General features: G+C 67.1%; 13 protein-coding genes and 3 pseudogenes. 8 read left to right on the forward strand and 8 right to left on the reverse strand.

What is annotated here, in order from left to right; translation table 11 throughout:
- Positions 1-133 precede the first annotated feature (133 nt).
- Positions 134-588, forward strand: a pseudogene (locus CLM62_RS47115) (transposase family protein); the annotation flags it as partial.
- Positions 589-688: 100 nt separating this feature from the next.
- Here the strand turns inward: CLM62_RS47115 and CLM62_RS47120 are convergent.
- The gene (locus CLM62_RS47120; protein WP_257004507.1) at positions 689-1,867 is read right to left on the reverse strand and encodes a cutinase family protein; all 1,179 of its coding nucleotides are present in this window, start codon (positions 1,865-1,867) and stop codon (positions 689-691) included.
- A 288-nt stretch (positions 1,868-2,155) separates the two neighbouring features.
- On the opposite strand from CLM62_RS47120, the pseudogene CLM62_RS47125 reads away from it, so the two are divergent.
- Both CLM62_RS47125 and CLM62_RS47130 read left to right on the forward strand, forming a co-directional pair.
- Positions 2,156-2,963 (forward strand): annotated as a pseudogene (locus tag CLM62_RS47125) (transposase family protein).
- 128 nt (positions 2,964-3,091) lie between these two features.
- A pseudogene (locus tag CLM62_RS47130) lies at positions 3,092-3,842 on the forward strand (transposase family protein).
- Positions 3,843-3,902: 60 nt separating this feature from the next.
- Here the strand turns inward: CLM62_RS47130 and CLM62_RS47135 are convergent.
- Entirely contained in the window at positions 3,903-4,814 is a 912-nt protein-coding gene (locus CLM62_RS47135) for an MFS transporter (RefSeq protein ID WP_257004503.1), read from the reverse strand.
- 321 nt (positions 4,815-5,135) lie between these two features.
- Positions 5,136-5,921 (reverse strand): Ku protein, encoded by a 786-nt coding sequence (locus CLM62_RS47140; RefSeq protein WP_179382523.1) that lies wholly within the window; start codon positions 5,919-5,921, stop codon positions 5,136-5,138.
- Between the two features lie 488 nt (positions 5,922-6,409).
- Here CLM62_RS47140 and CLM62_RS47145 point away from each other — a divergent pair, with 488 nt between their 5' ends.
- Entirely contained in the window at positions 6,410-6,745 is a 336-nt protein-coding gene (locus CLM62_RS47145; protein WP_179382524.1) for an STAS domain-containing protein, read from the forward strand.
- Here the strand turns inward: CLM62_RS47145 and CLM62_RS47150 are convergent.
- On the reverse strand, positions 6,742-7,119 hold the full coding sequence (locus CLM62_RS47150) for a hypothetical protein (RefSeq protein ID WP_095756069.1): 378 nt from the start codon (positions 7,117-7,119) through the stop codon (positions 6,742-6,744). The two genes, CLM62_RS47145 and CLM62_RS47150, sit on opposite strands and share 4 nt — an antisense overlap.
- 191 nt (positions 7,120-7,310) lie before the next feature.
- On the reverse strand, positions 7,311-8,177 hold the full coding sequence (locus CLM62_RS47155) for a helicase associated domain-containing protein (protein WP_095756070.1): 867 nt from the start codon (positions 8,175-8,177) through the stop codon (positions 7,311-7,313).
- 53 nt (positions 8,178-8,230) lie between these two features.
- Between CLM62_RS47155 and CLM62_RS47160 the strand changes: the two genes are divergently transcribed.
- Entirely contained in the window at positions 8,231-8,611 is a 381-nt protein-coding gene (locus CLM62_RS47160) for a hypothetical protein (protein WP_095756071.1), read from the forward strand.
- Positions 8,612-8,687: 76 nt separating this feature from the next.
- Positions 8,688-8,864, forward strand: a complete 177-nt coding sequence (locus tag CLM62_RS53390; protein WP_373559258.1) for a DciA family protein — start codon at positions 8,688-8,690, stop codon at positions 8,862-8,864.
- Positions 8,865-9,194: 330 nt separating this feature from the next.
- Here the strand turns inward: CLM62_RS53390 and CLM62_RS47170 are convergent, their stop codons facing one another.
- Positions 9,195-10,337: a DMT family transporter gene (locus tag CLM62_RS47170; RefSeq protein WP_095756073.1), complete on the reverse strand. Its 1,143-nt coding sequence runs from the start codon at positions 10,335-10,337 to the stop codon at positions 9,195-9,197.
- A 71-nt stretch (positions 10,338-10,408) separates the two neighbouring features.
- On the opposite strand from CLM62_RS47170, the gene CLM62_RS47175 reads away from it, so the two are divergent.
- On the forward strand, positions 10,409-10,903 hold the full coding sequence (locus tag CLM62_RS47175; RefSeq protein WP_095756074.1) for a LysE family translocator: 495 nt from the start codon (positions 10,409-10,411) through the stop codon (positions 10,901-10,903).
- 55 nt (positions 10,904-10,958) lie between these two features.
- Here CLM62_RS47175 and CLM62_RS53395 read toward each other — a convergent pair whose 3' ends face one another.
- Together CLM62_RS53395 and CLM62_RS47190 are read right to left on the reverse strand one after the other, a co-directional pair.
- Positions 10,959-11,174, reverse strand: coding sequence for a transposase (locus CLM62_RS53395; protein WP_095756078.1), 216 nt, complete (start codon positions 11,172-11,174; stop codon positions 10,959-10,961).
- A 211-nt stretch (positions 11,175-11,385) separates the two neighbouring features.
- The gene (locus CLM62_RS47190) at positions 11,386-11,832 is read right to left on the reverse strand and encodes a hypothetical protein (protein WP_095756075.1); all 447 of its coding nucleotides are present in this window, start codon (positions 11,830-11,832) and stop codon (positions 11,386-11,388) included.
- 189 nt (positions 11,833-12,021) lie between these two features.
- Here CLM62_RS47190 and CLM62_RS50590 point away from each other — a divergent pair, with 189 nt between their 5' ends.
- Complete coding sequence (locus CLM62_RS50590; RefSeq protein ID WP_179382527.1) at positions 12,022-12,177, forward strand: hypothetical protein; 156 nt, start codon at positions 12,022-12,024, stop codon at positions 12,175-12,177.
- Positions 12,178-12,337: the final 160 nt, after the last annotated feature.

Consider the following 12,337-nt stretch of genomic DNA (forward strand, 5'->3'; position numbering starts at 1 on the left):
CGGTTCGTGTCCTGAGCTGGTGATTGTCGTTTCCCTGGTATGGAGGGGATGACTGAACCTCTTTCATCCTGCGTCGTGGGGATGAAATGGGCTGGTCAGGTGGGGTGACATGACGAAGCCCCTCGTCGTTGGTGTGGTGATCTCACTCAGCACCCCATCGGCCGGGGGGCTTCATTGGTTCCGTATCCTTCATGCTCGACGTCCCGTACGAGCTGGTTGAGCACGTCTCGTGGCTCATCTACGCCCGAAGGCATGAACTTCGCACGCGTTGGCGGAAGTTGGGGTGCTTCAAGCAAGCCCTGCTGATGCTGGCCCACCTGCGGAAGAACGAGACCCTCGCCCAGCTGGCCGCCGGCTTCGGAGTATCGGAAGCGACAGCCTGGCGCTACGTCGGCGAGACCGTGGAAGTGCTGGCCGCGTGGGCACCGGGCCTGCACGAAGCCCTCGTCGGTCTGGGAGAGGGCGACTACGTCATCGTCGACGGGACCTTTAATTCCCACCGACCGGATCGCGGCCGATGAGCCGTACTACTCGCAGAAACACAAGAAGCGCGGCATGAACATCCAGGTCACAAGCGATCCTCTCGGTCGGCGCCGACGAGTGGGCCGCGTTCGTGCGGATGGCCGCGCGCGGTTGATGTGAACCAGGTGCGGTCAGGCTCCCGACCGCACCTCACACACGTCCGGCCTCACTGGGGCAGCAGCTTCTTGACCAGGAAGGCGGTGCCGTCCTCGGTGTAACCGTGAGGAAGGACTCCGGCGATGTAGGAGAAGTGCGGGCACAGGGGGATCACGTAGCCGCAGTCCTTCAGGTTCTTGTCTGTGAAGTTGCAGACGAAGTCGCCCTTCTCGCAGTAGCTGCGAACGCGGTCCTGCATGTCGTTGTAGTAGGTCGAGGGTTCCTGACTACCGGCCACCGCGCGTATGACGCCATCAGCCTCATGTTCGCCCCGGGATACAGGGCCACTGGCCTTGAACAGAGGGTCACCGAAGAGTACGACCGCTGATATTCGGTCCTTGTACTCGGGATGCTGCCACAGGTATCTGGTGATCACCCACGCGCCCTGGGAATAACCGGCGAGGGCGATGCAGTTCCGCGGATCGCGGACAGCTTCTTCCATGTGCTCAGCTAGCCCGTCAACCCCCTTCCGGACGCTGGGAAACTGCTTCTTCCAAACGTATTCGTCCCACAGCGACGGACGACCCGGGAAATCCCATACCGCGGTTGCCGGGTAGTCCTCGCCGTCGAAGCCAACGGGCTCGACTTCTACGCCTGCGTAATTCGCATGTTGTACGAATTGCGCGAAGACGCCGCGGAAAATGAGATCGCCCATCTTGTGATCGAATTCATAGGCCTTCTCCCCCGAACCGCGCATGCCGATGAATACGATCTTTCTGCATTTCTGTGGCGGGGATTCGGAAGTAGCTCCCGCAACCTTGATCTTGATACTGCGAGAGTTGTTCGTCTCGTCAGTCTCGGCAACGTGATTGTCGACGTCGACCTCGAAGGTGATGGTGTAAGTGCCGGGCTGGGTGAAGGTCCAATCGAACTGACTATTGCCGTTCAGTACGGTCTTTCTCGCCGGTACACCTGCGTGGCTGCCGTAAGCGTCGACCTCTTCGCCGTTGACGAACCACTTGATATTGAATGCGGGTGTATCTTGATCCTCGAGATTTTTGATGCCGGAGTCAAAATGGACCTTGCGACCTACTTTCAAGTCGGCGCTGTCCAGCACGATATCCGTCGGGCTTAGGTCGGAGCCTGTAGTCGAGTGCGCGGGATGCAAGGGCAGAAGGATGGCTGCGGCTGTCATGACTGCGGCCAGGGCCACCGAGGATCGCGGCGAAATAATTCCTTCTGATCGCATCGAGATCACCCCTTGCGGTATGGGTCTGAGTCTCGCGCCATCAGGGGCCGCCCTGTTGGGACGCATGCGCACCGGCGATTCCAGCTAAACACGGACGGCTGAATGACGCATCTCGTTGACGCCGTCCATCTCCGGTCAGTGGGCCGCGTCAGGGGTGGCGTGAAGGAGGGGCGCCAGAAAGCCCCTCCTTCCTGCCCGTGTACGTCAGTGAACCTCTTTCATCCTGTGCCGTGGGGATGAAATGGGCAGGTCAGGTGGGGTGACGTGGCGAAGCCTCTCGTCGTTGGTGTGGTGATCTCACTCAACACGCCATCGGCCGGGGGGCTTCATTGGTTCCGTATCCTTCCACGCTCGACGTCCCGTACGAGCTGGTTGAGCACGTCTCGTGGCTCATCTACGCCCGAAGGCATGAACTTCGCACGCGTTGGCGGAAGTTGGGGTGCTTCAAGCAAGCCCTGCTGGCGCTGGCCCACCTGCGGAAGAATGAGAACTCCTCGCACAGGTGGCCGCCGGTTTCGGCGTGTCGGAAGCGACGGCCTGGCGCTACGTCGAAGAGACCGTGGAGGTGCTGGCCGCGTGGGCACCGGGCCTGCACGAAGCCCTCGTCGGTCTGGGCGAAGGCGACTTCGTCATCGTCGACGGGACGCTGATTCCCACCGACCGGATCGCGGCCGATGAGCCGTACTACTCGCAGAAACACAAGAAGCACGGCATGAACGTCCAGGTCATCACGCGTCCGGACGGCACGCCCCTGTGGTTTTCGCGGGCAACGCCGGGACGTACCCATGACCTGACCGCAGCCCGCGCTCACGGCATTGTCCAGGCCTGTCTCACCCGCCAGATCCTCGTCCTGGCCGATCGCGCCTACCAAGGCGCCGGCGCCACCGTCCGCACCCCTTACTACGGCCACCGCGAACTCCCGGAGCACTACTAGCAGTACAACCGCGACCACGCCCGTCTCCGCGCTCCAGGCGAACGCGCCTTCGCCCGCCTCAAGTCCTGGCGACTGCTACGACAAGCCCGATGCTCGACCAACCGCATCGGCAGAGTGGTCGCAGCAGTCCACACCCTCCTCACCTGCGAATACGCAGGATGAAAGAGGCTCACTGAGCCTTTTCAGCATGGCCGCCGGTCGGGTGACGCTGGTGGTACGCGCAACGCACGAGGCTCCCATGCCGTTGGGGGAGGTGTTCGAAGTCTCAACCCACAGGCACCGGAGCCGCGTTGGTTCCGTATTCTGCCGCGCTCGACCTGCCCCACGCCCTGGTCGAGTGGGTCACGATGCTCATGGTCACCCGCGAGGGTGACCGCCGCTGCAAGCTCCCACCGCACCAGCGCGCGCTGGTCGGCCTGGTGTACCTGCGGCGGCACGACACGCTCGCGCAGATCGCTGTCGGCTTCGGCATCTCGGTGGGCACCGCCCATGCCTACACCACCGCGGTGATTAGCCTGCTCGCAGAACGTGCACCGGGCCTGCTCAAGGCGCTGCGCGAGACCGATCCCGACTACGTCCTGCTCGACGGCACTCTCGCCGAGTCCGACCGGGTCGGCGACGGCCGCGCCGACTACTCCCACAAGCACCGCCAACACGGGGTGAACGTGCAGTTGGTGACCGATCCGGACGGTCGGCTGCTGTGGATCTCCCCCGCATTGCCCGGCCGTGCGCACGACCTGACCGCGGCCCGCACCCACCGGATCATCCGGATCTGCGAACGCCAGGGCATCCCCATCCTCGCCGACCGCGCCTACATGGGAGCCGGACCGTGGGTGACGACGCCCTCAGACGCCCGCCGGGCCGTGATCTCACTCCGACCCAGCAAATCGTCAACCGCGCGCTGTCCGCGGAGCACGGGCGCCGGTCGAGCGCGGCGTCGCACGACTGAAGTCATGGCGGATCTTCCGCAGGTCCCGGTGCAGCCCGAATCGAATGTCGTCAATCGACGCGGCCGTCCTCACCCTGGAGCGGCAACGCTGAGAGCGCCGTGATGGGGTCCCGCTGCAGTCGAGCCTCGGGTGCGTGGCGCACGGATCCAGGTCATCGCAGGTCCTCGTTGGTGCGGGTGCTCCAGACCGCCAGTGCGGCTGCCAGGGCGCAGGCGCCGCCGAGCCACAGAACGCCCTGGAGGGTGAGCGTGTCGACGATGACGCCGCCGGCCAGCGCGCCGAGGCCGATCGACAGGTTGAACACAGCCACCCACAGGGAGGAGGCCGCTTCCACCGCCTGCGGGGCCGCCTTGATCATCCAGGTCTGCAGGCCGACCGACACGCCGCCGTAGGCCAGACCCAAGACGATCAGCAAGATAGCGCCGCCGACCGTCGTCCGGCCCAGCAGCAGGAAGAGCGGCATCGCAACCCCGAGGGACACGGCGATGATCAGCACGCTCCGGTGCACCCTGCGCGCCAGCGCCGCGCCGGCGACAAAGTTGCCGATCACGCCTGCCATGCCGAACCCGAACAGCAGCGGGCCGACGAATCGTTCGTCGATGCCCGACAGCTTCTGAAGTGCCGGACTCACGAAGGTATAAGCCGCAAAGTGGCCGAACACAATGAGGACCGTCGCGATGATGCCGATGCGCACACCCGGGTTGCGGAATTGCTCAGTCAGGAGACGCGGCCGAATAGCCTGCGAGGCGGCCAGCGACGGCAGCACCGCCAGCAGGGCGATCAGCACGATGAGCGCCAAGGCGCTCATCGACGCGAAGGCGATGCGCCAGCCGGTGAGTTCACCGGTCAGAGTGCCGAGCGGCACGCCGAACACGTTCGCAGCTCCGACACCACCGAAGATGATCGCAGTGGCACGTGGCACGTTCTCGGTGGATACGAGCCGGACGGCCAGGCCGCTGGCGATGGCCCAGAAGCCACCGATCGCCACCCCGACGAGCACCCGGGAGGACACCAGGACCGCGAAGTTCGGCGCCATGGCCGATGCCACGTTGGCGAGGGTCATTCAACGCCATCAGCCCGAGCAGCAGGAGCCTGCGGTCCAGTGCGCCGACGAGTACCGGCACCACGGGTGCCGCAACCGCGGCGACCAGGCTGGGCACCGTCACCATGAGCCCAGCTGTTCCTTGGGAGACCGACAGTGCCGACCCCACGGAGGTCAGCAGGCCGATCGGCAGTTGCTCGGCGGTCACCAGCAGGAACGTTCCCAGGGCCACTGCGCTGACCGCCAACCAGTGATTTTTTGGCGATGTCTGCGGGTGTCAGCGGTCATGTAATTCCGTGACCGTCGACACTCAGGGCCGCACCGTTGGACGCGGACGCCGGCCTACGGCCGAGACCGGGCAGGCGGGCGTCCGTGCCCCTGCCCGGCCGCCCGGATGCTTTCCTCCAGTGCTGCCATCAAGTCCAGCGCCGGAGCGGGCTCCTCGGGCTCGGCGAGTTCACCACCGGTGATCTTTGTTTCCACGAGCTGCTCGAGGGCGTGGGCGTACTCGTCGTGCACCTCGCCGACGTCGATGCCGGTGAGTTCCCGGATCAGTACCTCGGCCAGTTCCAGTTCGCGTTCGGTGATCGGCGTGGAGGGCGCAAGGTCTCCGGGGTCGCGTAGTTCGTCCTGCCACAACAGCGTCTGAAGGATGAGCATGCCGTGGCGGGGGCGGAGCAGTGCGAGGCGCTCCCGGCTGCGCAGGGCGACCTTGGATACGGCGACGTATCCGGTGCGAGCGAGGGCCTCGACCATCAGGGCGTATGGTCTGTCGGCGCCTGGCCCGGGGCCCGCGTAGTACGGGCGCCCGTAGCTGATGGGGTCGATGTCCTCGAAAGGCACGAAACCGAGCACGTCGACGGTTCGCTTGGTGGGCAAGGGCAGCCGGGCCAGGTCCTCGTCGGTGAGCGGTACCGTGCGTCCGTCGCCCAGTTCGAAGCCCCTGCCGACTTCCTCGTACGGGATCTCCCGGCTCTCGGCCTTGCAGAAGCGGCGGTGCTCCACGCGGCTGCCGTCGGCGACGTGGATCTCGTGAAGGCGCACGGGATGCTCCTCCGTGGCCGCGTACAGCCTGATCGGCAGCGCGACCAGCCCGAACTGGATCGTCCCGGACCACGTGGCCTCCACGTATCCAGCGTCATCCGCCGGCCGCCGGCACGCATCCCGTGGGGGTGTAGCTCCACCGGTGGGCCGATGCCCGTGCCGGGCCGTAAGCCTGCAGATCAGCCCGCCCAGGCGATGTCGCGGACCTCGATCGCTCCAGCAGGTCGCGCGCATCGGGCCACGCCCGAGTGTCCATCTGCGGGACCTCCACGAGCGCCATCACCTTCTGTCGGCCCGGTCGTCCGGCAGCTGCGCCATAACCTCGACCGTAGGCTCCTCCACCAACCACGCCGTACCGCGTCCCGCACACGCCGTGAAAACGCCCCCGGCGCTTGCGGCCGAGGCCGGAGAGGCGGGAGTGGACGCCGCGGCGGCTGGGTTCTGTGTCCGGCCGATGCTGGCGCCGCCGGGCAGCACGGCCTGGTGTGGACATCGCCGCTGGTCCGGGGTTCTCCTGGACACAGGCCCCGTCTGCATCGCTGACTGGGGGCGCCGGGTACGACACGTTCTGGGTGGCAGTGCATCCGAGCGGGCCCGGCAGTTGCCGGGTGACCGTGGTCGGGGACCTCGACGTGATCAGCGCCCCGGTCGCGCGGGACACTCTCCGGGCCGCCGTGTCCGCTCACGACCGCGTCGACGTGGACTGCTGCCAGCTGGCCTTCATCGACTGCACCGGCCTGTCCGCGCTGCTGGCCGCCGCCCGCGCAGCCAAGGCCGGCGGGAGTGAACTGCGGCTGTGCGGGGTCCCGCACTCCCTGGCCCGGCTGCTGCGGCTCACCTATACCGGCAGCGCCTTCATATCGAGCAGTCATAGCCGGGCACGTGCTGTGCCTGGAGACTGGCCTTAGGGGGCATCGGTAGCGCGGCTATTCCTCTGCTGGAAGTACTGCTCCAGGAACCGGTCCTGTTCCGCGAGCCGCTGCGCGAGGTGTCCGGCCTCGTCTATCGCGATGCCGAGAGCTCTGGCGACCTCTGGCACGGTGGCACCCACCCGCAGGGCCTGGCGGACGCCGTCCCGCCGGGCGTCGTAGTAGAGAGCGGTGCTCAGCGCGAGCACGGCGAGTGCGTCGTTGACACCCGCGGTGTCTGCGCGCGGTTGATGCTCCAGGCGCCACGCATGGTGGTACAGCTTCTCGGCCTGCCACGACAGCGGGATGTCGCGGGACACCTGGGCGAAGGTCCGGACGTTGCGCCCCGTCCACTTCTCGTGCTGGTCGACCACGACTTCACCGTACGTCCCCGCGCCGGAGTCCTCAGGTCGAGCCGTGATCTTGAATCCTTCCCGGCCTGCGTCGGCCGTTCCGTGTCACGTGTGGGATCGGGCGACGCGGCCGCCGTCGCCCTCAGCATCAAGGTGTGCGACGACCTGACCGGAGCCAACGGCGCCGGCCCGGCGACGGCGAGAACCCGCCGTCAGTATGAGAGCGGACCCGGGCTCCATCGGATTCCCAGGGCCTCCAGAGCGGCCGTCTGTTCGTCGGTGAGGCGGCCATCGCGGTGTCGCGCGCGCTGGACGGAAAGCCAGGCGTCCAGACGGCGGCCGTTGACGACGGTCCCGGAGGCGGGCGACAGGTGGCCGTGGGCAGCGTGGAACTGGCGGGCGTCTTCGAGTCGTGCGTGCCATGCGGCCTCTGCCCGGACGTCTGCCAGGCCGCGGTTGGGTGTCCAGTCGATGCCGAGGTCCTCCAGGGCCGCGATCCGGTCAGGGGCGAGCTTTCCTTCTCGGTAGGCGGTCCGCTGACGGTTCACCCAGACATGGAGGTCGAGGCCGTCGATGGTGTCGCCGACGGAGGGCCGCAGGTGCCCGTGCTGGTTGCGGTAGCGGCGGGCGGCGTCCAGGCTCTTCTGCCAGCGGGACTCTGCAGGGGCCCAGTCCATGCCGAGTTCGTCCAGGGCCGCGATTTGCTCGTCGGTCAGCCGGCCAGTGGCGCGGGCCCGGCGCTGTTTGGTCAGCCAGGAGCTGAGTGCGCCTTCGGTGGCGGGCGGCAGGAGATGACCGTGCTGGTGGAAGTAGGCGCGGGCGGAGTCCAGCTGGGTGGTGAACGCGTCGGTCTCGGCAGCGGTGTCCTCGCGTGCCCGGGCGAGGCGGAGGCGGGTGCTCAGTGCGCTGGTGGTGAGGCCGAGTGCGCGGGCGAGGGATTTCTGTTCGACGCTGTGGTCGTCTACCAAGGCGAGCAGGGCCGCGTTCAGCGGGCCCCCGCGCTGCCGGGGCAGGGCGCGCAGCGCCGTGATTTCGGCCTGGGTGGGTGGGCGCCGGACGGGTTCGGTTCTCCAGATCATGCCGAGTTCGTCGAGTGCGGCGCGGCGCCAGGTGCCGGCAGGCCGGGGGATGCGTGCTGTGCGAGAGGTACCGCTCGTGGTTCGAGACCGTGCTGAAGGAGTCGGACGCACGCTGGCAGCGGATGCAGCAGCCACAGACGTATCCGTTCGCCGCGGGCCGGCAAGGCATCCATGAAACGTCCTGTTCCGTCGTCAAGCGGGAGATGCCGGAGCAGTACGCCCGCCCGGCGGGCGAGGCCTACGTGGCGGCGCTGAACGCCTTCAGCCACACCGTCGACCCACACAGCTACGGGGAGGACTTCGAAGGATCCGACGCCTACCCCCGCTTCGACGTCATGACCCCGGACGAAGCCCGGGCGTGGATCGCCGAACGGACCGGCCCGAAGGGCGGCCGCAACTACAAACGCTGCCAGCGGTGCGCCCCCACCGTGTGAGCGCCCCGCCGAGCCCGAGCCGTATGGTTTCCGCACCTCCCGTGGACTGGCAGCCGTCCTGAACGATGGGTCGCCTGTGCACTTGGAACGCCCCGACTGGTTTGAGCGAGGCGGCGAGTGGTGGGACCCCGTCGTAGGGGAAGACGTGGCCCGCCGTGTCCAGCCGGTCGGGGTCTCCTCCGACGGCCAGCTGTATGTGCTGCGTTCCAGCGCAGCCTGGTCCATCAACATGCGGCTCCGGCGCCTCGCATGATCGAACGTCTCAACGAGGCCCGCCCCGACGGCGTGCCGGAGGTGACGGGGATGGCGGTCTTGAATGCGCTCGGTGTCGTCCGCCATGACCCTGCACGCAAGATCTACGGCGGCATCCAGCGCCTCGTGGCTCGCCCGGCTGGCCAAGCCTCCGGCGTCAGGCGCTCAAGGAACCGCTCACGGCGACGTGTGGGGGCGTCGAGGGCTTCGCGCGCCTCGTCCCTCAGAGCGTTAAGCCGTCTTCCGCATTCCGTGTGCTTCGCCACCAGACCGTGCACAGCTCCCTCGGTCACGGGAGAGCTGCAGCAGCGGCTGAACGGCAGAGCACCGGTCACCGGATGTGCCGTGCGGGCTGCCCTTCCTCGTCGCTCTCCTCCAGTGGAGGCCGGCGTTGGCGCGGGCGTTGCTTGGCTGCGGCGATCGCGAGGCCAGCGCCAATGAGAGCCGCGCCCGCGAGGTGGAAACCGTGGATGTGCTCGCCGAGGAAGAAGAAGGCAAGGACAGCGCCGAAGACCGGCATCAGATGCAGGAACTGCCCAGCTCGGGCTGCGCCGAGCAACTCGGCGCCCCGGTTGTAGCAGAAGTAACACAGCAGGGAGGGGATCAGGGCGACATACACCACTGCGGCGAGGGAGCCGGCTGTCAGCGGCAGGGAGCGCCCGGAGGCTGCTTCGGCGGCGGCCAGGGGTGCCAGCATGAGGGCACCCAGGCCGAACGTGGCGGTCAGCAGGCTCAGCGGGTGTACCGGCGGACGCCGGCGCAGCAGTGTGGTGTAGAGCGCGTAGCTGATCACGCCCAGCAGGATCCATCCGTGACCTCCGCCCAGCGCGAGCGCGCCGGTGGCGAAGGGACTGCCTTCGGTCACCACCACCCACACACCGGCCAGGGACAGCGTGAGTCCGAGCAGCTGGAAAATCCGGGGACGCTCGCGGAAGAGGGCGAAGACGAACGCCAGGATGAGCACAGGCATGATCGACTGCATGAGCAGCGCGCTGATCGCCGTGGTGGTTTGCAGCCCCTCGTAGATCAGCGTGTTATAGGTGGCCACACCAGCGGCCGCCAGCAGCAGCACCGTTCCCTTGTGGTGGACCAGCACCGGCAGGTCGCGGCGGAGCCGGGGGATCCCGAAGGGGAGCAGCACGACGGTGGCGGTGAGCCAGCGGAAGAACGCCAGGCTCACCGGGGGGACGGTGCTGTGGATCAGCCGTCCGACCACGAAGTTGCCCGACCAGCCGGCTGCGGCCAAACACAGCAGCAGAACCGGAGAACGGTAGATCGAGGATAACGCCGAACGGACTCTCCGCACTGCCGCCCCTTCCCTCCCAAGTGCGTTACTGCTGATCCCCTGCGGTGTCTCCGGGGCGCCGACGAGGATCCGTTGCGAACACTGCCACGCTGTCCCAGACGCCACTGTAGCCAGCGAACGACAGGGCTGCCCGATCCGAAGGAGGATGGGGACCCGGAGCTCGGCCATGAAGCCTTCTGCGCCGAGTCTCCCGATCAGCCACCGAGCACTTCGGCCAGCTGGCCGGTACCAGGAACGATATGGGGACCTTCGTCCAGGCGGTCGGGGTGGCGCTGGGCCTGGGTGCGCTCCTGGAGCAGTCGGCGCTGTTGTTCAGCGTGATCAAGCTGATCGGTGCCGCGTACCTGGTGTATCTCGGGGTGAAGGCGTTCCGGCAGCGGCGCAGCCAGGTTGACTTCGGAGCGGCTGCAACTCCCGGCAGAGCGCTGCCTGCCGCGCGGGACGGGTTCGTCGTCGGGGTGACGAATCCGAAGAATGTGATCTTCTTCAGTTCGGCCCTGCCTCAGTTCGTGGACCGAACCAGCGGGCATGTGCCGCTACAGATGATCGTCTTTGGGTTCGTCTTCGCCGTCATCGCCGTGGTCTGCCACTCGGCCTGGAGCCTGATTTCCAGCAGCGCCCGCTCGTGGTTCGCCCGCTCGCCTCGTCGTCTCGAGGTGGTCGCGGCTACAGGAGGCGCGACCATGGCCGGGCTTGGGGTCTTCCTCGTGGCAACCACGACAACGTCGAACTGACGCGACCTACTCGGTGGGCCGGAGGGCTGCCAAGGTCAGACGTTCGCGTGCGGGCTCATGGGATGTTGGTCCACCAGGCGTTGAGCCGGTGAAAGTTCATCGCAGTGGCCGTGAGCTGGTGCTGGAGCTGGGCCTTGGCTAGGCCGCGATATCGGCATTGCCGCAGCCCGAAGGCTCGGACGCCTTGGGAGACGGCGCCTTCGACACCGGCTCGGTGGGCGTACTGCTCTTTCCACTCCCGGGCGTCTTCCCGGGCTCGGGCCTGCTGAATGACCTCTTAGTCCGGAAAAGTGCCGCGGTCACGGCCATGGCGCTGCACGCCGTCGTTGCTGGCGACGTCGAGGAGGCCGCCGCGTACGGGCTGGCCGACGCGGCGAAGGCGTTCGTCGACCGGGGCCTGGTCGTGCAGCTTGCCCACCGCGACATTGACCGGGACTTCGTCCATCGCTGACCGGCAGCCACGGCAGGTTGACCGGTGCCGCTCAGTCGACCTGGAGGACCTCGTTGCGCAGTGCGCGCAACAAGGTCAGGGCGTCCTGATTGTCGGCGTCGGTGAACGCGTGGATCGCCAGGAGGATGGACCCGGCGATCAGCTTCGCGGTGGCGGGGTCGTCGCCTGCGAGAGCGGCCTGATTGTGCAGGGCGTCGGTCAGGACGAAGACGATGCGGGCCGTCGGATCACTGTTGATCTCCGCGACCAGCCGGCCCGTTTCGCCGTAGTCCATGGTGGCGTCGACGCCGAATGCGGCGCTCAGGATGCGGTGGAGCGTGTGCTGACCGTAAGCAGCCAGCAGCGCCAGCAGCGCCGGCAGCGGCCGCTCGCCAGGAGCGCTCGCCAGGACCGCCAGGGCATCGTCGTCGTTTCCGACAGTGGCCTCCAGCGCAGCCAGCGCTCGCAGGTGCTCATCGTCAGTCAACTCGATGTCCATGGCACCGCAGGGTAGGCCAACGCCCGGAAGACACGGCGGTGTTCACCGCGAAACCACCCACCAGGGTCTGGCAACCGGCAACTACCAGTCACCCTGGCGGCGGGTCTGTTCGAGCCGATCACGCAGTTCCATGGCGTAGGAGCGCGCGGTGCACGGGCCGCCGACGACGACCAGGCCGCCGAGTTCGCTGTGCGCGACGCCAAGGTCAGCCGGATCGACTCGGACGACGAGACCGAGGAGCCGTTCGACCTGGTCGTCCGAAGCCGTGGCCGAACCACCGGGACCGACAGTTGGATCCAGTACGACGCGAACGCGCTCATGGTCCTCCCCAAGAGGAACGCCTGACTCAAGCCTCGGAGTAGGACGGCGCAGGCGTACTAGTACTCCAGCAGCGGTTCGTGTCCTGAGCTGGTGGTTGTCGTTGTTTTGGTATGGAGGGGATGGCTGAAGTCAGTTGCTGGGCCGCTGAGTTGGAGTCGGTGTTCGGGCGGGTGGCGGGCAGGTT

The sequence above is a fragment of the Streptomyces sp. SA15 genome (assembly GCF_002291145.1).
Taxonomy (GTDB): domain Bacteria; phylum Actinomycetota; class Actinomycetes; order Streptomycetales; family Streptomycetaceae; genus Streptomyces.